Raw genomic sequence first — 19,549 nt, 5'->3', positions numbered from 1 at the left:
AATTATCTTTATGGTTGTTCAACCTATGCAGCTTCACGGAAGTGACCCCCTCACCCACTTCCGTCAAACCAACATACAATCAAAAGGACCCGCTTAGCGTAACACCAAATTGACGTCTCTCAGGCGGAGTAATCGCAAACGCACGCTGCCGCACTCCATTGAGTGTTGGGGCCGAAAAATCGACATATCGCAAAATACCGCGCGGCGTTTCATCTTGGAAAGCGTTCTTGACCCAGAATCTTAAAGTCAGATTATCTTTCCGAACACCGGCGGAAAAATTGACTTTTGTCGAATCTCCCGTTTCCGCCAGATTATGAATTTGGGCAAAGAAAGAGGATCTATAGATCACGTCGCCACGGGCAAAAATATCCCAACCACTATCTCCAATGGGAACATCAAATGCAGCGCTGAAGGTCGCCTGATGCTTAGATACCAAGGGTGGTGTCTGGCCGGAAACATCAGCGAAAGTTGCACAAGGTATAGGGCCAGTTGTCAAAGTGCCGTCACCAAGAAGTTGCCCGGCATCCAAAATAGCCGCTGGATTGGTACAGCCGTCTGTTGTCACCAGAGTTGCACCAGGATTATTGGGATCTGCAACCGTTCCTGTCCCCGTCGTTCCGCCCAACAAAATAGCTTGGTCGGTGCTGACACCATTTGTGACTTCAGCATCAATATAAGCATATGTTCCTGATAAAGTGAGGAAATCGGTTACGCGCCATGTCGCATCCAGCTCCAGGCCATAAATTTCCGTATCTCCGATATTGTCGCTGAAGGAATCTACCCCCCCAGCTCCAGTCGTAAACGTGCTGGTGAGCACCTGATCACCGTAGTCAATGAAAAATCCGGCCAAATTCACCCGCAAACCATCTAAAGGCTCGGATTTGATACCAACCTCGTAGTTTTTCAGGCTCTCTTCCCCAAAAGTGGTTATCGGCGCGTCTGTCGAGTTGAAACCGCCAGGAGAGTTGCCTTCCGAATATTTAGCATAAACCAACAAATCGTCATTTGCCTGATAATCAACCGTAATGCGCGGAAGAACAGACTTGAATGTCGCATTCCGGACAGCCCCATCGCCTGCAATAATTCTATCTGGGTCCGTGACGCCGGCAAACAAATCGCCGAGTCGATAGGAGTCTCCGGGCCGTGTACCAATTTCTTCTCTAGCAATCCGTAGCTCGCCACCAATTGTAAGACGGTCCGTCACGTCAAATTCAACCGAACCAAAAGCCGCCAGGTTAGTCGTAACATCTGTTTCCGATATTGAATCAAAACCAAATTCCGTCTGCTTGCGCCCATAATCGGTGCCATTAGTCTGATCATCAAAAAAGAACCCGCCAATTTCAAAGCGGATTGCTTTGTCTTGCGGCGAGGCAAATCGCAGCTCTGCTGAGATTGCAGTACGCTCAATCTCAGAATCCGTGTTGAACGGCGACACGCCAAAGGCACAATCTGGAATGAAGTTAGCACAAACAAATGGCGAGCTGATAAAAAGGGCGGTCTGATCATTAAAGGTCTGATCAGTACCAGTCCGTTCCGTGATATCCGTATATCCAAACAAGGCTGTTGCCGTATAACCAGAATCGCCCAGCTCGGCTGTAGCAGTCGCAATGATGCGATTTGCCTTCCGGTTTAATCCTGGCTCGATCAACTCGTCCGTATTCAGGCCAATGGGTTCCCGCAGTTCTACTTCGCCTTGGAAATATCCCCGACTGCCTTCGGTAAAGATATTGTTGAAGCTAGAATCCTGGAGTCCGATAGCATAGTGATCGTCATCGTCTTCCGTCCGAAGATAAATGACACTGGCTTCAAAACCATCGCTTTGATAATTGAGCCCCGCCGAAATTGTCAGAGTTTCTTGCCCGAGACTGTTGCCCGTGACCGAATTTGTGTAATCACCGCCGAAGCTGTTATATTTGCCGGAAACAAAGCCACTTAATCCATCAGCGATCGGCCCAGCTACACGGCCAAAAATCTCATAGTCATCATGGGTCGCAGCGGTTAGCTCAAAATCAGCCGTTAGCTCATCCGTTGGCTGCTTGGATACATAGTTTACTGCACCAGAGAGCGTGCCACGACCAAAGACAGCGCTTTGTGGGCCTTTGATCACTTCTACCCGGCGATAATTCTCCAAATCTAGCGCGGTTGAAGCGCCAACAAAGGGGACGCCATCAATGAAGAAACCTACCTTCCCCTCGGAAATCAGAATATTGGATGTGCCGCGAATGACTGGGCGATCAGCGTCGCGCCCAAATGCAGATTGCAACTGAAAACCAGGGGTGAAGTCAGAGATTTGCTCTAGTCCGGATATATTTGCTTCATCAATCAAATCTTCGCCAAAAACGCTAACTGCAACAGGGATATTTTGCAGGCTTTCTTCTCTCTTACGAGCAGTAACCACGATAACATTATCGGATTCCACGGCATCTTGTTGTCCAACATCCTGCGCTAATACATGCGTTGGGGTTGCCGCAGTAGCGGCTAACAAAAGGCCTTTGAGTACGGTTTTCATTATAACTTCTCCCTGATGTCCAATTGTCCGGACATTTTTCTCCAATTGCTAATTTCCACTGCTAAGCAAATTTGTCCAGACAAATTTTCTATTAATGCGAACTGTATGCAAAAACTGTCGCAAAAATATCACTCTTAAGCTTCTTATGTTCAGTATATGTTGGATTTCAGTCATTTCTCATAAGATAATTTGTCCGGACATTTTTCTTGCATTCTGGCCATCAATGCTAAAATAATCGGGAAGGAGGTCTTTCATGCGGCTTTATCGAACTTGCATTTTTCTGGTCTGTGTTTTGGCATCCGCGCCTTTTTTTGCCGCAACCGAGGGTACCGCTACATCCCAGCAACATGCCCGTGCTGACATCTCAACCATAGAAATCGAACGACATTTTATCGCTGGCCCGTTTGGCCAGGTTCATGTTCGTATCGCACGATCAACACAGGCCACACAGAAAACACCGCTGGTCCTGTTTCATCCTACACCATATTCCAGCGACTATTTTTTGAAGTTTATGCAACTCATTGCAACAGACCGGACAGTCATTGCTATTGATACACCCGGCTATGGAGACTCCGACCGGCCCAGTACGTTGCAGTCGATTGATGGTTATGCCGAGTCTGCTGCTATCGTGCTTGAGTTGATGGGCTATGGCAGCGAACGGAATCAGCCCGTCGATGTGCTTGGCTATCATACCGGCACATTGATAGCGACCGAATTGGCAATTCGCCACCCGGGCCTTGTCCGCAAACTGGTCCTGCCTGGCCTACCCTTCTTCATTGGTGAGGAAAGGAACAAGGCCTACAACGACAACGCCAAGCCCGAACCCATAGCGCGGGATGGATCCCATCTCATGAAGAAATGGGAGTTCGCCACGGCGGCTATTCAAGCTGGTATATCACAGGAGCGGGCGCAGGAACATTTTAACGACCTGATGCAATGTTACCCGCATTGCTGGGAAGCCTATCATGGCGTCTTCACCTATCCTTCTGAAAATCGTTTTCCGGAGGTTCAACAGCCCGTTCTACTCATCACCAACGACGGCAGCCTTAAGCGGGAAACTGAAGCAGCCCTGCCCCTGTTTCCGGATGCACGTCTAACGCACATCAACGGTGTTTCGCTTGGCGGCTTCGATCTCGCACCCGAAAAATATGTCACGATCATCCGCCAGTTTCTGAACGGTGCACCCGGCAACAGAAAGACTCAAAAGAAGGAAACTGACGATGGACGAGAGTAATAGCATTTCGCGGCGCAGTCTCTTTTCAGCGGGCGCGGGTCTTGCCGCTGGAGCTGCATTAAGCTGGACTGATTTCGCCCATGCCGCCGTCAAAGGCGGGCCGGACAAACTCAGCATTACACCAGATGGCCGTTACGAAACTGTGCCACTGGTCAAGGACACCATATCGCTGGGCGTAGCACAGGCGCGGGTAGTGCCTGTCGAACTCAGCAACCTCAAACAGACGCGCCGCGCCAATGTGCAGCACATGATGGACCTCATCGATGCGGCAAATGGCTTTTCCGGGCCGAAAGACCTGATCTTCTTTCACGAATTCCCAATCACTGGCTATTATCATAAATGGAATATCCAGGACGCGCGGCGAGCAGCTATTGAGATACCGGGCGAAGAGACGGAAATGCTTGCCCGCAAAGCGCGTGAATATGGCTGCTGGCTGGTTTTCGGATCCTATGTCCGTGATCCGAACTGGCCGGAAAGCCTGCTGTCCATCACCACGATCATGAATGGCAAGGGCGAAGTCGTCGACAAACATTGGAAGGCACGCAACATAAAGGGCTTTTTTGGGAGTGATTTCGAGTTGTTCACCACCACCATTTATGATGTACTCGACCGTTATGTCGAAATGTATGGAGCCGACGCAGTACTCCCCATCACACGCACACCGATCGGCAATATTGCGACCAGCTCGGTGCAGCGCGAACCGGAACTCTTCCGGGCCTTTGCCATGAAAGGGGCGGAGATCATCTTGCGCACCGCAACTGGCGGCTTCAACCCCATCGATATGCAGGCAACGAGCCTCTATAACGGCGTCTATACCGCCGTAGCGAACAATGCTGCATCTCCAGAGAACCCTTATTATTTTGCCGATGCCGGTGGCGGTGGGTCGGCCGTTTACGCGCCCGATGGCGATGTTATGAATATTGCCAAGACCGCTTTCGAAACGTTGGTTTCCGCACGCATTCCGATCGCAAATTTCCGTGCACGCAACCGTCAGCCGATCGTCCACAGCGAATTGTTTATGCCGGTGTTCGAGCAATATCGTTCGCGCTACGGTCCCAATCTTTTTGCCGAATATCAACCGCGGGATACACGGGATTCCGGGCGTTATTTACGCGACAAGGCTAGGTGGCCGAAATAGTGTAAAATAGCGGTTGCAATCAGCCGCCCCTCGCGTAATTTGTCCGGACAACTTTTTGGAGAAGATTCACCCATGCCTGCCTATATGATCGTTACCGCGAAAATTTCGGATCGCGACAAATTCATCCAGGGCTATGGCGCTGCAGCCGGTGCTCTGGTCGAGAAATTCGGCGGACGATACGTTTTGCGCGGCCCCGGAGCAGAGCTACTGGAAGGCGATTTTGGCGATGGCGCGTCCATGGTCATTTCGGAATGGCCGGATAAAGCGGCCGTGCACAAATTCTGGAACAGCCCGGAATATCAGGAAGCCAAGAAGTTGCGCGCTGATATCGCTGATTGTCAGGTCCTTGTAATAGAAAGCCCCAAAATCGCATGACCGACATTATCAAACGCACGACATTGATGGTTCGTGACGGCGACGCAGCATCCAATTGGTATGAAACTGTTTTTGGGATGACCAAATGGATGGATACGCCTTTTACGCTATCCGGAACACAATTGGCTGCCGGGAAAAAGGGTGACAAGACCCGGCTGATCATCTTGAAATGTGAGCATGATATGATCGGCATGATCGGCCTGCTTGAATGGCTCGATCCCAAACAGGATGCACCGGAGGAACTGCCAACCGAAATCAAATTCGGCGCGCCGGTTTTTGTTGTCGCATCAGAGGACGCCAAAGGCGCCGTAGAACGGGCCCGCGCGCTTGGTTCAACCATCCATAGCGAACCACGCGAATGGAGCGTTACCGGCGCTGATGGCAAGCAAAAGGATATGATCGGCTGCTCGTTCTGGGATCTGGACGGCTATTTCTTTGAAGTAAATCAGGTCGTGAAGGTTCACGACTGAGTGACCGCCGCCGGTTCTTCTCTTTCCGATTTTGTTGCCTTGTCCGCGGGCAAGCAGATTGACGATGACGCCAATTACCAATGGCGCGTAGCGGCTCGGCCGGTTGGCAATGTCGTGCCTACGGATTTTGAATGGGCGGTCACCGACATTCCCGAACCGGGTGAAGGGGAAGTGCTGCTAAAAACCCATTATCTGGGCCTCGCTCCGGTCATGCGTTTCTACATGCAGGGCACGGGAGCCGCCGGAGAGCGGGTGCTGGAACCCGGTGATGTGATCCATGGCCGCGGGGTTGCGCAAATCGTCAAGTCCCGCCACCCCGACTGGCGCGAGGGTGAAATGGTACAAGGCCAAATGGGCTGGCAGACCTACAAGGTCTCCAAAATGACGCCGCAAGAGAAATTTTTCCGGATGCCGCCCAACGGCTTGTCCGCGGCTCTCGGTTCCGGAGTGTTGGGTATGACGGGCCTCTCGGCTCATGCCGGGCTCTTTGCCTGCGGCGATCCCAAGGAAGGCGACCGCATGGTGCTGTCCGGAGCCGCCGGTGGTGTCGGGTCAATGGTCAGCCAGATGGCGGCCAATGTGGTCGGCTGTGATGTGATCGGTATGGCGGGCGGAGCGGAAAAATGTGGGTTCATTCTCGATCATGGCTGCTCCCATGCGATTGACTATAAATCGGAGAATATCGAAGCGCGGCTCGATGAATTACGACCCGATGGCATTGACCTCTATTTCGATAATGTCGGCGGTGAAACGCTGGAGGCCTGTCTTGAACGACTGCGTCTGCACAGCCGGGTCGTGCTGTGTGGATCGATCAGCGAATATACAAAGGAAGAGCCCTTCAAACTGTCCAACTACACCCGGCTGCGCGCCACCGAAACACGGATGCAGGGCTTTTTTGTCTATAATCATCTGGACCGCTGGGATGCAGTGATGGATGATCTGGCAGGATGGATACATGACGGCAAGCTGAAGCCCGTACAGGATGTCGAACAGGGTTTTCAGCATATGCCCCGTGCACTGGCCAATCTGTATTACGGTCAGAACGTCGGCGTGCAATGCTGTTCGGTTCGCGGTGAGCCAGAGACGTGGAATTGAGGGAGATTGATTGTGGGTGAAAAACAACAAACGCGGTTTCAGCGCGGCAATTTTGTCGTGGCCGATATCGACCGGTCGCTGACCTTCTATCGCGATGTGTTGGGTTTCGAAGAAACTTTTCGCAAGGGTCATAATCCCGACAGCTATTCTTTCCCGGTGTTTGAAATCCCGAAAGAGGCGGAAATTGGTTTTTCAATCCTTTCACTACCCGGCCAGCCACGCGTCATGGCCTTGTCAGAGGTTAAGAATGTCCCTCTGGACCCAGTGCCACATCCTCGGCGCGGAGCCATCGTTCTGGATGTCGCTGATCCCGACGCTGTAATGGAAGGCGCCCGAAAACTGGGCCTGCAGGTCTATGAAGAAGGACGGCTTGAAACCCATGACGGGCGGATCGGGCGCGAAATCGGCATTGTCGATTTTGATGATAATCTTGTGGTCATCTATCTCATTCCGGACGCTGAATAATGGCAAGCCAGACAGACGCAGCCACTGCTCCAGCCAAGCCGTATCCCAGCGCCGCGGCGGGTTGGTTTCTGGTCGTCATGCTGACCATTGCCTATATTTTCAGTTTTGTGGATCGCTATATTCTTGGTCTTTTGATCGAACCGATCAAGGCGGAATTTGATCTGTCCGACCGTCAAATCGGTTGGCTGCTCAGCGCATTCACATTGGTCTATGGCTTTGTCGGCATCTTCATGGGCTGGCTGATTGATCGCGGCAAGCGGATCTGGATTGTGTCGATCGGGGTTGCCTTATGGTCTGCGGCGACCGTCGCGACCGGCATGGCCAAAAATTTCTTTCAACTGTTCGCCGCACGCATGGGTGTAGGCGTCGGTGAAGCGACGCTTAGCCCCGCGACATTTTCCATGATTGGCGACAGTTTCCCGACCGAGAAACGGGGCAAACCGATCGCCTTCTATTCTTCCGCTCTTCCCATTGGTGCAGGCTTGGCCTCCCTGTTGAGCGGCGCGATCATCGCCTGGACTGCAGCGAGCGGCAGTCAGTCCCTTCCCTTTTTCGGTGAGTTATCGCCATGGCGGTTCACGCTTATAATCGTGGGCCTTCCCGGGATGGTTTTTGCGCTCTTCTTCCTCTTCATGAAAGAACCGGCGCGGCGTCCGGTCGCGGCCTCAGAAGATGTGATCAGCGGCAGCGGATTTTTCGATGCGCTGAAATATATCTGGCGTAACAAGACGCTCTATATCGGCTTCGTGCTAATCATCTGCACCATGACGACCATCGCCTACAGTCAGGGTTTCCTGGCACCGACCTTTGAACGGACCTGGGGATGGTCGGCGCAGAAATATGCGTTCGTCAACGGTGTTGCGCTGCTGATTATTGGCCCGGCCAACATGATGATCATGGGCACGATTTCCGACTGGTGGACGAAAAAGGGCGTACAGGATGCATCCTTGCGTATCCTTTATATCGGCTTTTTCATCATGGTCCCGACCGCCGCCATTCCCCTGTTCATGCCCAGCGCGGAACTGGCCTTTGCAATATTGTGCATCAACACGGTCGGTATCGGAATTGTCTCGGCTATCGGTGTCACATCCTTGCTAGTCATCACACCAGCGCAAATCCGCGGTCAAGTCGTTGCGCTCTATTATTTGGCGATCAGCTGGTTCGGGTCACTGGGGCCAATCGCGGTCGGTGAATTGTCGAGCAGCGTTTTTGGCGAAGATAATCTCCGCTATGCAGTCGCTGCGGTTCCCCTGATCTTCGGCCTCGTACCGTTTTTGATGATGCCTTTGACGCGCCGGCTCTATCGCGAGCAGATGGTGCGGTTGGGCGCTGCAAGCGAATGATCCGCAAAGGCTATAGCGACGGGCCATATGGTCAGGTGCACTGGCGGATGCTGGCGCCGGAAGGACCTCCTACGAAGCCAGACCTTTATTGCCTGCACCCAGCACCGTTTAGCGGCCTCGCCTTTACCACCATCATGCCGCATTTGGCGGAAGGTCGCCGCATCTTTGCGCCGGATTATCCCGGTCATGGTGGCTCGGATCCTTTCAAAGAGGAACCGACCATAGAGGAATATGCCGCGGCGATGATGGAAGTAGTCGATCACCAGTCGGGCAGCGGACCGGTCGACCTGATGGGCTTTCACACCGGCAATCTCGTAGCAGCCGAAATGGCGCTGACTGCGCCCGAAAAAGTCCGACTGCTGGCGTTGGTAGACGTGCCAGCCTTTGATGCCGAAACAAGCGCCAAGTTCCGAGCCGCAAGCGCCAAGACATTCGAAATCACACCCGATCTCGCCTGCCTTGAAGGGCCGTGGGAACGCGGGATGACCAAACGCATCGAAAGCCAGACGCTGGAGCGCAGCTTTGAAATGTTCACCGAGCAATTGCGCCCCGGACGACTGATGAACAAGGCTTTCCATGCGGCATTCAGCTATGATGTCGACGCAAGATTACCTGCGGTAAGGCACGACACACTGATACTGGCCTCGCAGTCGGGCTTGCTGAACGCTACCCGCCATGCGGCCGAGATCATGCCGACCGCCACATTGGTCGAGCGGCTGGATATCAAACGCGCTGTCCTTGACGAAGCGGCAGAAATAACGGCAGCTGAAATCCTGAAATTTCTGGATAGGACATCATCATGAAAGCCTTTACCATCTATTGCACTGACAAACCGGACACCGAACAGAAACGTCTCGACGCACGCGGCGCGCATTTTGCCCATATCGAGAAGACGATCGACAATCTGTTTGTCGCCGGACCCTTTAAAAATGCGCAAGGCGATACGATTGGATCGCTGTTGATCGTCAAAGCCGAGACGGCCGAAGATGCTCGCGCGCAGCTCGAAGCCGATCCCTATTTTCATGCCGACATCTGGGCCGATATCCGCATAAATGAATTTACCGCTGCCGCTGGTGACTGGATTGGCGGCAAGATATGGTAGGTTTTCATATTCGCTGAGGAGAGCAGAAAATGACGCGCATCACGCCGCTGACCATCGACGAACTGCCGGACGAGACACAGGCTGCTCTCAAATTTTCCGAAAATCTGATGGGCTATGTCCCCAATTCTGTGATGACCATGGCACATTGGCCGGAATTGCTCGGCGCATTTCGCGGGCTGGTCAGCGTCATCTATGGGGAAAGCGCCATCGACAATGGCTTGAAACGCTTGATCGGAGCGGTCGTTAGCGCCGCAGCCGGATGCCAATATTGCAAGGCCCATACGACATTGGGCGCGCGGGATGTCGGCGTGGACGAAGAGAAAGTGAAAGCGGTCTGGGAATATCAGTCCAGCGACCTGTTCAGCGAAGCCGAACGGGCGGCGCTGGACCTAGCGTTCGCCGCCGGACAGGTGCCCAATGCAGCGACGGACGCGCATTTCGCCGCGCTTGACGCCTATTACGACGAACGCCAGAAAACCGAGATTATGGCCGTTATCAGCATGTTCGGCTTTCTCAACCGGTGGAATGACAGCCTTGCAACGGAGCTTGAGGACAAGCCGTTTGATTCTGCGAGCACGCTCTATTCGCCTGATCAATGGCAGGCGGGGCAGCATCGCCGCTAAAAGGTCAGGGACGACTTAACCGATCTCAATCAATTCCAGCAATTCCCCAGCCGGGCCAAGTACCGTAGCGGTTCGGCGATCCCGATAAACCGAACCTGTCCGCACCTGTGGCGGCATAATCCAGTCAATTGTGATCGCATCCAGATCATCAACCGCCAGTGTTACCAGCGCATTTCCTGGCGGCAACATGCCGTCATGTCTTGGCCGCTGCTCTGCCTCTTCCGGATAATCATCCACCTCGACAATCGGTAACCGGCCATTCTGGACCATGGTCAGATCCGACACCGTGCCTGCCGGCTTTCCGAACGCCTGATTGATCATGCTGTATTCCAACGTATAGGTATCTCCGACGGTCAGATGCAGCTGGTCACGATACCAGTCCACCGTTCCCGCACGATTCGGTGTCGCCAATATCACAATAAAAATATGGTCAGTCAGCGACCGGGCCTTGGGAAGATCCGAGGATGGTGTATTTTCCCTTACCTCATTGAGATAGATCATTTCGCGCCCGGTTCCGAGCACCTGCATCGGCACGAAAAAGGGCAGACCTTCCAGCTCTTTCGGCGGTCCAATAATATCAAAGCCGCTGCCTTTCAGCCGGTCCGGCCAGCCGAAGACATCCTCAACCGTCAGTTCATAGGCCGCCCAGCCATAGGTAGTCGTCGGCTTGAAATCCGGATGATCGGGCTGTTCGACCAGACGGATAAAACAATCAGCGCCGCTGGTCGGCTGCAACACCGCCATGGGTGCACCCGCACTACCCGGACAGTTCCAGCCTTGCGCCAGATCATCGTTCAGCGGCCCGCTTTCCACAACCTGCATGCCAAGCACATCACGATAATCTTTCAGCGCCGCCTCAAGATCGGGCACTGCGGACACCCCGCCCAATATCGAGCCATGTTGCAAGGCATGTGTCATATCAAAATTCCGGTTTTCTCTTTTCCATGAAAGCGCTGACGCCTTCCTTGAAATCATCGCTCTCAAAAGCGGAGTCGAACAGCGCGGATGTCTCGGCATCGTCATCAGCCTGTCCGTCCAATATGCGTTTTATGATCGACTTGCTCATCATCTGACTGTGCGAAGATACCGATACCATTGTGGCCGCCAGTGCTTCGGCTTCTGCATAGGGATCGTCTTCCAACAAGGTGATCAATCCGATATCGAGCGCTTGCTGTGCAGACAGCAATTGACCAGTGAACAATATCCGCTTGGCTTGCGAAGGACCCACCAGGTCAACCAGCAACTTGGTGTCATGCAGCGGATAGACCAGCCCCAGTTTCGACGGCGTAATCCCAAACCGCGCTTTTGGTCCGGCCACTCGCATGTCACAGGCCAGAGCGATACCGCAGCCGCCGCCCACGCAATCGCCATCAATAATCGCAATGGTTGGCTTTGGTGCCTGCGCCAGCTCATGCTGGACTCGGCCAATCGCCGCCTGATTGCGGGCGCGCCATTCGGGATCGGTGGAGCCCGTTGCAAATTCGCCAATATCTGCGCCGGCGCAAAAGGCGCTGTCATTGCGGCTGGCATGCAGCATCAAAACACGGATCGCATCGTCCGCCATCGCATCGGCCAGCAATTCGGGCAGAAGCTCCCACATGGCCTGATTGAAAGCATTGCGCTTGTCCGGCCGGTCAATGAGCAGATGCGCGATCTTGCCCTCTTTCTCAATCCGCAGGGTCATAGAGGATCAACCTTGGCCAGATGCTGGGCAATCTGATGGCGGGTGGCTACCCAGACGTCCTTTTTCGACCGCACATGCTTCAGAAATTCTTCGAAAGCCCAGATACGGCCCGGGCGGCCGATGATCCGTAGATGCAGGCCGAGTGACATCATTTTTGGATTGCCTTCTTCGCCCTCGCGATAGACTTGATCGAAATTATGCTTGGCGTAATCCAGCCATTGCTGTGGCGTCATCGCAGGATCGGTCCACATTTTCATATCGTTGCTATCGAGCTGATAAGGCACAATCGCAATCGGTTTGTCGGGCACCGTTTCCCTGTCCCAGAATGGAATGTCTCCGGAATAGTCATCCATGTGATAGGCAAAGCCCTCTTCGATCAACAGCCGACGCGTATTGTCGGTATGGAAATAGCGCGACAACCAGCCATAGGGGCGCGTACCGGTGGTCTTTTCAATCGATGTGACAGCCTTGCGAATAAACTCGCGCTCTTTTTCCTCATCCATCTTGAACTGGTGTACCCAGCGATAGCCATGGCTCACCGGTTCATGGCCCATATCTGCAATGGCCGCGCCAATTTCCGGATGGTTTTCAAGGCTCATGGCAGCCACGGTCCAGCTCGCCATGATCTCATATTCTTTAAGCAGCTTCACGATGCGCGGCGCGCCCGCCTTGATGCCGTAGAGATAGTTGCTCTCATTACCATAGTTGCGGATCGGTGACTTGATATGAATGCCGAGTTCATCCACCGGCTCCATGCCGCGATCGCCCCGGGCCACGGTCATCTCGCTGCCTTCCTCGACATTGACGACAATGCTCAGCGCCATTTTCGCGCCGTTGGGCCAATCCATCCGTTCTTCTTGCATATCAGTTTTTGTCCTTGATCGTGGCCGGTGTCCAGCCCTTCGCCCGTCGGTCCAGGCGTGAATCCAGTATTTCGCCGTCCAGGTCCATGGGCGCGGCCTGTGCGAGAAAGACCGCGCTTTCTTCTAGGCAGTTTACCCTGACTACGCCGCGCAACTGTCCGTCAATTTCACTGACCACCGCCGGAACGACACCGCAATTCGCGCAGACCAGAAAATCAGCGGTCTTCGTTCCGAAACGATAGCGAGAAAATGGACCCGACAGGGTGATTTCCACCTGCCCTTGAGGATCAGATGTCCACGAGGCACCATGCGCCTGGCAAAACGAACATTGGCAAGTTCTTGCGCCAAGTTCCGCCGGCGATTTTTCGCTGTAAAAATCCAGCGTGAGTGCGCCGCAATGACAGGCCCCGGCATAGTGCATCAGTGCATTTCCTCTCCGCCAGAGACGTTGAGCGCCTCTCCCGTAACATAAAAGGCGTCCTCGCTGGCCAGCCACGCACAGGCGGCGGCGGTATCAGATGGCAGGCCGGGCCGCCCCATCGGGTTGCTCTTGCTCATATTGGCGAGATAGGCCTCTACGCTGTCAAAGCCGAGCAGTTTCGAAAAATATTCATTCTGCTGGGCACCCAGGCCGGTCGTCACATGGTTGGGACAAACTGCGTTGACGGTAATCCCATGTGCGCCGAGTTCAACCGCACTCGCCCGGGTCAAACCGACCATGCCATGTTTCGAACTGACATAGGCTGGCAGATGCGGGAAACCGGTTTTGGCGGCTTGCGATGCTATATTGATGATGCGTCCGCCATTGCCAGCGGCGACCATCGCTTTGGCTGCGGCCTGGGTGCAGTAAAAAGCACCGGACAGGTTCACACCGATGACCTGATCCCATTCCTTCGCCGTATCGACTTCCAACAGCGGCTTCATCATGAAACCGATACCGGCATTGTTGACGAAAATATCGACCGCACCAAAAGCATCCACGCTTTGATCGACCAAGGCCTGACATTGCGCCGCATCGCTGACATCACAGGATATGGTCGCGACTTTGGCTCCGCGCCCGCGCAACTCTTCAGCCACGCCCTCCTCCTGATCGCCAATGGCGAGGTCCGACACGACGCAGTTGGCGCCGTCATCGGCGAAGCGCTGTAATATGCCCTGCCCCAGCCCTTTTTCCTTGCCGGAACCGGTAACGACGATAGTTTTTCCTGCAAAGCGGCCGGACATCAGAGGTCTTCTGTCAATATGAATTGCGGACCATCGGCATAATCCTGAAACGGTGCGGCCATGGCCTGAAATTCGGGATCAGACACATCGGCGACAAATTCATCCATGCCGGTAATGTCGATAATCTCGAAATATTCATAGGGCGACGGATCATCCGAACCGAACAGGCCGGTGGCTTTGTGAACCGTGAAGGATGTCACCGAGCTCAGCGCGCTGGCTGTCGGGATGTCGCGCGTTTTTGCCCATTCCTCATATTCAGCAATATCAACGCCTTCTTTCAGATTGAACAATACAATGATGCGCATAGTTTCTCTCCTCTTATGTGATTTCCAAATAGGTTTCGGGACGACGATAGCCGCGTAACTTCTCGTCCAGCTTCCGCGCCAGAGCAAATAGATCCGCTTCGCATCCCTTTGACGCTAGAATCTGGAGCCCCAATGGCATGCCATTATCGTTAAAGCCGGACGGAATGGTGATCGCCGGCAGGTCTGAAATATTGGCAAGACAGGTATAATCCGCCTGATTGGCTGGCGCATCTTCGCTATGCGCAAAGGCACCTTGAGGGGCGGTCGGCAAGATACAAAAACCGTGTTTTGCAACCAGCATCTGCATCGTTTCAGCGGTCTGTTCGAGAATCGCCTGATCCTCATCCCAATCGGCGGCGCTGCGTTTCGGGCCGTAGGCGAGCAGTTTTTTCAAACCATCGGAAAGCTTGCTTTGATCTTCCTCCGCAAAATGGGCCGCCATGGCTTTGGTTGTTTTGATAAACCCGGCAAACCGAATGCGCGACAACGGATGTTTGAGCTGAGCCACGGCAATAGTTTCCCCCGCCCAGCGCATTATATCGCGGAAATTTTCGATAACTTCCAGTTCACAATCAACACCGGTTTCGACCAATGTTGCCAGCGATCCCGTTGCCGCCTCGTCCTCACCAAAATCGCTAATGACCCGTGCCACCTTTTCCAACAGGTCCAAATTCCGGGCCAGCGGTCCGATGCAGTCCAGCGATTGTTCCGCCAGCTCCAAACCATCTTGGCTAATCGCAGATTGTGCGGGCTTAAATCCGTACACGCCGCAGTAAGCCGCGGGTATACGCACAGACCCCATTGTGTCCGTGCCCAACGCGACATCGCACAGACCAGCCGCAACTGCAGCTCCGCTTCCGCCCGATGAGCCGCCGGGCGTATAACCTTCCTTGTGCGGATTAAAGGTTTTACCGAACCAAGGATTGTCGGTCTTTGCGCCAAGCGCGGCCTCTTCCATGTTCAGCATTCCGATCATAGTCCCACCAGCTGCCCTAAGCGCTGCAACCACCGCAGCGTCTTCGCTCGCAACGCGGTCACGATAGAGTTCGCAACCGGCGGTCCAGCGCATGTCTCTAACCGCGATATTGCCCTTCACGCCGACGGTGACCCCGGCAAGAGGTCCGGTACCACCCGTCGCGGTCCGATCAAAATCGGTAAAGGCGTTTAACCGCCTGTTGGCCGTTTCCAAGGTATCCCAGTCGATCATAAACCCCGCTCATCAATCAGGCGAATAGGCTTTTGACGCGTGTCAATTTGCGTATCTTTTGCAGTCCCTCCGGCATCAACCAATGCCACGCCGACTTCAATACCAATGCCTTTACGAAGCAGGTCCACCAACTCAGCCTGGCTGCTGCTGCCTTTGCTTTCCAGCGTTACGTGCATCTCGTCTCGTCCGGCATCGTCCCGCGTGACGCGGCAGACATATTCCCCGGTCAGGTCGCTACGCCCTTCGATAATGGCTCCAATGGCATGCGGGAATATATTGATACCCCGCAGCTTGACCATATTGTCACTACGGCCCTTGAACCCGGTAATCCGCTTGAATACCATGCCAGTGGCATTACTGTCGGTGCGCTCCTCGGTAATATCATGGGTGTTGAACCGGATACAGGGCGCAATATCGTCCTTGAACAGACAGGTTACGACCATATCTCCAGTTTTTCCGGCTGCCACTGGCGCGCCAGTATCGACATCAAGCAATTCGAGATATTGCGCGTCTTCCCACACATACATGCCGTCGCGTTCAGGGCCTTCGCCAGCAATGCTGCCTGTATCGCCAACACCATACCAGTCAAAGGCCTTTGCCCCTTGCCACGCCGCTTCGGTTGACGCGCGATCTTCCGTTCCCAGATGGCCGATAATCATCTTCAGATTGATCCGGTCAAACAGTTCCTCTGCGGCAGCGACATCGGCCAGCTTGCGGATATAGTCGACAAAACCAACCATGCAGCTGACATTGAAATCAGCCATCAGATTGACCTGATTGATTGACCGGGTCTCGATTCCCGTGCCCGCACTCAGGAACAGCGCGTTGGTAAAATGCGTCACCGCCTCGCGAATATAGTGCCCGCCATTGATCATGCCGTGACCATAGACAGACTGCACCACATCATCGCGCCCCAGACCCATCCAGCGATACATCCGACCCACCAGCAAATTGGTGATCTCCCGCCCTTTGGGCCCGAACATCAGTGGTTGAGGGCGACCCGTTGTGCCCGACGTGGTGTGGAACACCACCGGTGCATCTCCGCGCCCGTCAAAATCCCCATAAGGCGGATAGTCGTTGACCGAGGCCATCAGATCGCTTTTGTCATAAACCGGAAGCTTGGTAATATCCTCCAGCCCCTTGATATCGCCCGCCTCTATGCCCTGATTGCTCCACAATCGACGGTAAAAGGGAATTTCCCATCCGCGTTGCATCAGCTTCAAAAACTGCCTGTTCTGAATGGCAAAAAGCTCGTCCCGGGACATGCCAATATAGCGCGCGGTGAACGCATCACCGACAGGATAATCGGCGAGCATCTGCTGGGCATCAAAAGCTTCGAAATAGGTCGGAAAAGTCATTGGGGCTCCGTGGCATAAGCTAAGGGATCATCAAATATTCTGGGGTCGCAATCATCGCGCGCAAGCGAATGAGCGAGATCACGTTTGGACTGGGATTGGGCATCCGACATCGGCGCGGTAGGACTGCCGAGATTATCGGTGATCACACGCTCAATCCTGCTGCCGTCCGACAGCGTGATGCTCAGCTTTTGCGGCGCCAGAGCATTTTGATCGGGGTTGTCGTCAATACGGACAGTCACCTGGCTGCCAAGCTTCACCAGATCGGGATTGGCAAATTCTGTCGAATGGAAACAGCGTGGATCAATGATGCCGTCCCGTAGCAATAACGGCACGAGAAAGGGCAGGCAGAGCCGCGCATAGCCGGGTGTCATATCGGTTTTATAAGGGCGTCCAACGAGCCGATGGATCAACGGCGGCGCTGCCACATCAACCGACTGGACCATTGCCGGATCCAGTGATCCATCACGGATCATATCATCAATCGCGCCCAATATTCCATGGCTGGCGCGACCGGAGGGGAAGGGTTTTGTGCTCACTTCCTCAATCCGCCAGCGATTGCCAATGGTATCGGTATAGCGTGTCAAATCGCCCGGTTCGAAAAGCTTGAAATACCCAAATGGGCCGTCAAGCGCATCATGCGGTCCATTCATGCCGACCTTTGCCAGATCAATAGCGGTAATTGCTGCGCGAGAGGCATTGGCGATCTGCAGCGGCAAGGCGATGGACGCCTCGACATGAGCCTGCATGGTGCCGGCCGCTTGTGAGTAAGCCAGCCCGAGAATATCGGCAAATTTATCTGCGGGAAGGTCTTCGAGTCTTGCGACGGCCAGAGCCGCACCAATTATGCCTGCCGTTGCGGGGCGGAAAAACTGCATTCCGCCGGTTGCTGCCAATCCCATGCCGCTAGCAATATCCACCCCGGTGGCCAAAGCGGTGAGAAACGCGTCCGCATCGCAGCCGCCCATCCGTTCGGCACTGGCCAGCAAAGCCGCCGTCACGGTGGACATGACATGGACAACCGCAGGTTCATGCACCGCGTCCCATTCCAGGCAATGTATGGCAAAGCCATTAAACCAGGCAGCCGATGGCGCGGGAAGTCGATCCACCAAGCCCAGCAACCGGACTTCATCCGCAGCGCCCCAGGTGCGAACAGCAGCTAGCATGGCTTGCGCTTCCTCGGACACCGCGCCGGCTGCGCCGCCGGCCAATGTGTCGCCGAGTAACCGAAGGGCCGCCGCCCTGGTGCTGTCGGGCAGGACATGTTTGGCCGCCGCGAAATCGAGAATTTCCTGGGTTGCTGTCATGATAGCCACTCTGACAACATCTCATGGATGGCTGCTGGATCATCGCCGTTCAACGCCAAATCAATCGCCCGATCCGATTCCTTGCTGGCCAGCCCGCCCCAGGCAATCAGTGCCCGCGCCTTGTCGATTATGCCCTCTTTGGACAAAGGTCGTTCCGGATCGCCAAGCGTGTCGACAAGTTCAATGGCTTCTTCGCCACATGTAATCCGCGCACCATAATGTTCGGGATAGCGAGTGGTTATTTCACCGGCTTCGGAAACAGTGACACGGGCCCGAGCATCAGCCAGAGCTGCGATGGCATCGGGTTCAAAATCCGCCAGTTGCGGCACGCCGCGTTCGGCCGCTACCGCTACAGCATGCTGAAGCGAGAATTTCGCCTCGATAACGGTTTGCGGATCGGGGCGGTCGCAAAAGCTGATGGCATCGGCATAGGTTTCGACATGAATATCACCGTCAAGCGCCCCCAGCTTGGCCTTGAGTTCCAATGCCGCATCAATAGCCGGATGGGCATGGCGGCAAGCACCCCATGGCTTGAAGCTGACTTCATGGATGCGCCATTGATCGGGGAAAGTCATAGGTTTTGGATTTTCGCAGGTGGCGGCATATAGACCCTGTGGACCTTCGAGGATGAAGCGGGGGCCTATTACCTCATCCCACGAATATATTGCGGCGTTGGTTCCCGTTTCAATCGCGTGCGCAATATGCCATTGTTTGGTATGACCGATTTCATTGCGCATCTGCCATAAGCCGCCCGCAACCGATCCAGCCAACCCCATTGCTGAAACCAACTGCCTTTTATTGTTGGTTCGTTCGACGTAGGAAAATGTAGCTGCAACAACTCCAAAGTAACCGGCAGTAGTAGTGTTATGATAGTATCGATAGTGTTTTGAATCAAAAGTCGACCCGACCGCGATACAAGCCTCATAGCCTCGAACTGCATTGTCCAAAAAATCACTCATAGGCTCAGGGCCGCTGCCAAGCAGACATGGCCAAATGACGGGTCCAGGATGGAGAGTAGCAAGACGATGAACGTCATCCATCTCCATTACATTGCCGAGCCATATGGATTTTCGAATTGGGTCTTCCTGAAATTTGTGAAATGCTAGCGTTGCCGCCTCACTCTGTCGCGCGCCCGCCACGCACCCCAACCAATCCAGCAAATGCAGACGCGCCCGTTGTCGTGTCGCCTCATCAACCGGGCGCATTAAATGAGTCGCCAATTTCTCGGTTAGGCTCTCTTGCGTCATAGC

The 19,549-nt window shown here is 54.3% G+C and carries 21 protein-coding genes; 10 read left to right on the top strand and 11 right to left on the bottom strand.

The genetic code is table 11. The features are described from left to right. Positions 1-79 precede the first annotated feature (79 nt). Positions 80-2,509 carry a TonB-dependent receptor gene (locus tag BS29_RS02495; RefSeq protein ID WP_229955652.1) on the bottom strand — a complete coding sequence of 810 codons (2,430 nt, stop codon included), beginning with the start codon at positions 2,507-2,509 and terminating at the stop codon, positions 80-82. 253 nt (positions 2,510-2,762) lie between these two features. Between BS29_RS02495 and BS29_RS02490 the strand changes: the two genes are divergently transcribed. The 10 genes from BS29_RS02490 (at position 2,763) to BS29_RS02445 (ending at position 10,354) form a co-directional block, all read left to right on the top strand. Beyond that, positions 2,763-3,743, top strand: coding sequence for an alpha/beta fold hydrolase (locus BS29_RS02490; RefSeq protein ID WP_229955651.1), 981 nt, complete (start codon positions 2,763-2,765; stop codon positions 3,741-3,743). Further along, positions 3,730-4,881, top strand: coding sequence for a nitrilase-related carbon-nitrogen hydrolase (locus BS29_RS02485; protein ID WP_229955650.1), 1,152 nt, complete (start codon positions 3,730-3,732; stop codon positions 4,879-4,881). The genes BS29_RS02490 and BS29_RS02485 overlap by 14 nt, the downstream gene beginning before the upstream one ends. A gap of 72 nt (positions 4,882-4,953) precedes the next feature. Continuing rightward, on the top strand, positions 4,954-5,256 hold the full coding sequence (locus BS29_RS02480; RefSeq protein WP_229955649.1) for a DUF1330 domain-containing protein: 303 nt from the start codon (positions 4,954-4,956) through the stop codon (positions 5,254-5,256). Then, complete coding sequence (locus tag BS29_RS02475) at positions 5,253-5,726, top strand: VOC family protein (protein ID WP_229955648.1); 474 nt, start codon at positions 5,253-5,255, stop codon at positions 5,724-5,726. The genes BS29_RS02480 and BS29_RS02475 overlap by 4 nt, the downstream gene beginning before the upstream one ends. Further along, positions 5,727-6,821, top strand: coding sequence for an NADP-dependent oxidoreductase (locus BS29_RS02470; protein WP_229955647.1), 1,095 nt, complete (start codon positions 5,727-5,729; stop codon positions 6,819-6,821). Positions 6,822-6,833: 12 nt separating this feature from the next. Further along, a complete protein-coding gene (locus BS29_RS02465) occupies positions 6,834-7,286 on the top strand; it encodes a VOC family protein (protein ID WP_229955646.1) in 453 nt (150 codons plus the stop codon). Next, positions 7,286-8,629, top strand: a complete 1,344-nt coding sequence (locus BS29_RS02460) for an MFS transporter (RefSeq protein WP_229955645.1) — start codon at positions 7,286-7,288, stop codon at positions 8,627-8,629. The genes BS29_RS02465 and BS29_RS02460 overlap by 1 nt, the downstream gene beginning before the upstream one ends. Continuing rightward, the gene (locus BS29_RS02455) at positions 8,626-9,432 is read left to right on the top strand and encodes an alpha/beta fold hydrolase (RefSeq protein ID WP_229955644.1); all 807 of its coding nucleotides are present in this window, start codon (positions 8,626-8,628) and stop codon (positions 9,430-9,432) included. Before BS29_RS02460 ends, BS29_RS02455 begins: the two co-directional genes overlap by 4 nt. Next, the gene (locus BS29_RS02450) at positions 9,429-9,731 is read left to right on the top strand and encodes a YciI family protein (RefSeq protein WP_229955643.1); all 303 of its coding nucleotides are present in this window, start codon (positions 9,429-9,431) and stop codon (positions 9,729-9,731) included. Before BS29_RS02455 ends, BS29_RS02450 begins: the two co-directional genes overlap by 4 nt. A 29-nt stretch (positions 9,732-9,760) precedes the next feature. Next, entirely contained in the window at positions 9,761-10,354 is a 594-nt protein-coding gene (locus BS29_RS02445) for a carboxymuconolactone decarboxylase family protein (RefSeq protein WP_229955642.1), read from the top strand. A 15-nt stretch (positions 10,355-10,369) separates the two neighbouring features. Here BS29_RS02445 and BS29_RS02440 read toward each other — a convergent pair whose 3' ends face one another. The 10 genes from BS29_RS02440 to BS29_RS02395 are packed head-to-tail and all read right to left on the bottom strand — an operon-like array spanning position 10,370 to position 19,546. Beyond that, positions 10,370-11,272: a VOC family protein gene (locus tag BS29_RS02440; RefSeq protein ID WP_229955641.1), complete on the bottom strand. Its 903-nt coding sequence runs from the start codon at positions 11,270-11,272 to the stop codon at positions 10,370-10,372. Between the two features lies 1 nt (position 11,273). Further along, the gene (locus tag BS29_RS02435; RefSeq protein WP_229955640.1) at positions 11,274-12,038 is read right to left on the bottom strand and encodes an enoyl-CoA hydratase/isomerase family protein; all 765 of its coding nucleotides are present in this window, start codon (positions 12,036-12,038) and stop codon (positions 11,274-11,276) included. Next, positions 12,035-12,901, bottom strand: coding sequence for a polysaccharide deacetylase family protein (locus BS29_RS02430; protein ID WP_229955639.1), 867 nt, complete (start codon positions 12,899-12,901; stop codon positions 12,035-12,037). The genes BS29_RS02435 and BS29_RS02430 overlap by 4 nt, the downstream gene beginning before the upstream one ends. A gap of 1 nt (position 12,902) precedes the next feature. Further along, a complete protein-coding gene (locus BS29_RS02425) occupies positions 12,903-13,322 on the bottom strand; it encodes a GFA family protein (protein WP_229955638.1) in 420 nt (139 codons plus the stop codon). Continuing rightward, a complete protein-coding gene (locus tag BS29_RS02420; RefSeq protein ID WP_229955637.1) occupies positions 13,322-14,125 on the bottom strand; it encodes an SDR family NAD(P)-dependent oxidoreductase in 804 nt (267 codons plus the stop codon). Before BS29_RS02420 ends, BS29_RS02425 begins: the two co-directional genes overlap by 1 nt. Further along, positions 14,125-14,430, bottom strand: a complete 306-nt coding sequence (locus tag BS29_RS02415; RefSeq protein ID WP_229955636.1) for an REDY-like protein HapK — start codon at positions 14,428-14,430, stop codon at positions 14,125-14,127. The genes BS29_RS02420 and BS29_RS02415 overlap by 1 nt, the downstream gene beginning before the upstream one ends. Positions 14,431-14,443: 13 nt before the next feature. Further along, the gene (locus BS29_RS02410; RefSeq protein WP_229955635.1) at positions 14,444-15,637 is read right to left on the bottom strand and encodes an amidase; all 1,194 of its coding nucleotides are present in this window, start codon (positions 15,635-15,637) and stop codon (positions 14,444-14,446) included. Beyond that, entirely contained in the window at positions 15,634-16,995 is a 1,362-nt protein-coding gene (locus tag BS29_RS02405) for a phenylacetate--CoA ligase family protein (protein WP_229955634.1), read from the bottom strand. Before BS29_RS02405 ends, BS29_RS02410 begins: the two co-directional genes overlap by 4 nt. Beyond that, a complete protein-coding gene (locus tag BS29_RS02400) occupies positions 16,992-18,299 on the bottom strand; it encodes an MmgE/PrpD family protein (RefSeq protein WP_229955633.1) in 1,308 nt (435 codons plus the stop codon). Before BS29_RS02400 ends, BS29_RS02405 begins: the two co-directional genes overlap by 4 nt. Continuing rightward, positions 18,296-19,546, bottom strand: coding sequence for an MmgE/PrpD family protein (locus tag BS29_RS02395; RefSeq protein ID WP_229955632.1), 1,251 nt, complete (start codon positions 19,544-19,546; stop codon positions 18,296-18,298). Before BS29_RS02395 ends, BS29_RS02400 begins: the two co-directional genes overlap by 4 nt. Between the last annotated feature and the right edge of the window lie 3 nt (positions 19,547-19,549).

The sequence above is a fragment of the Parasphingorhabdus litoris DSM 22379 genome, from assembly GCF_020906275.1.
Classification (GTDB): domain Bacteria; phylum Pseudomonadota; class Alphaproteobacteria; order Sphingomonadales; family Sphingomonadaceae; genus Parasphingorhabdus; species Parasphingorhabdus litoris.
This window is presented reverse-complemented; position numbering and strand designations above follow the sequence as displayed.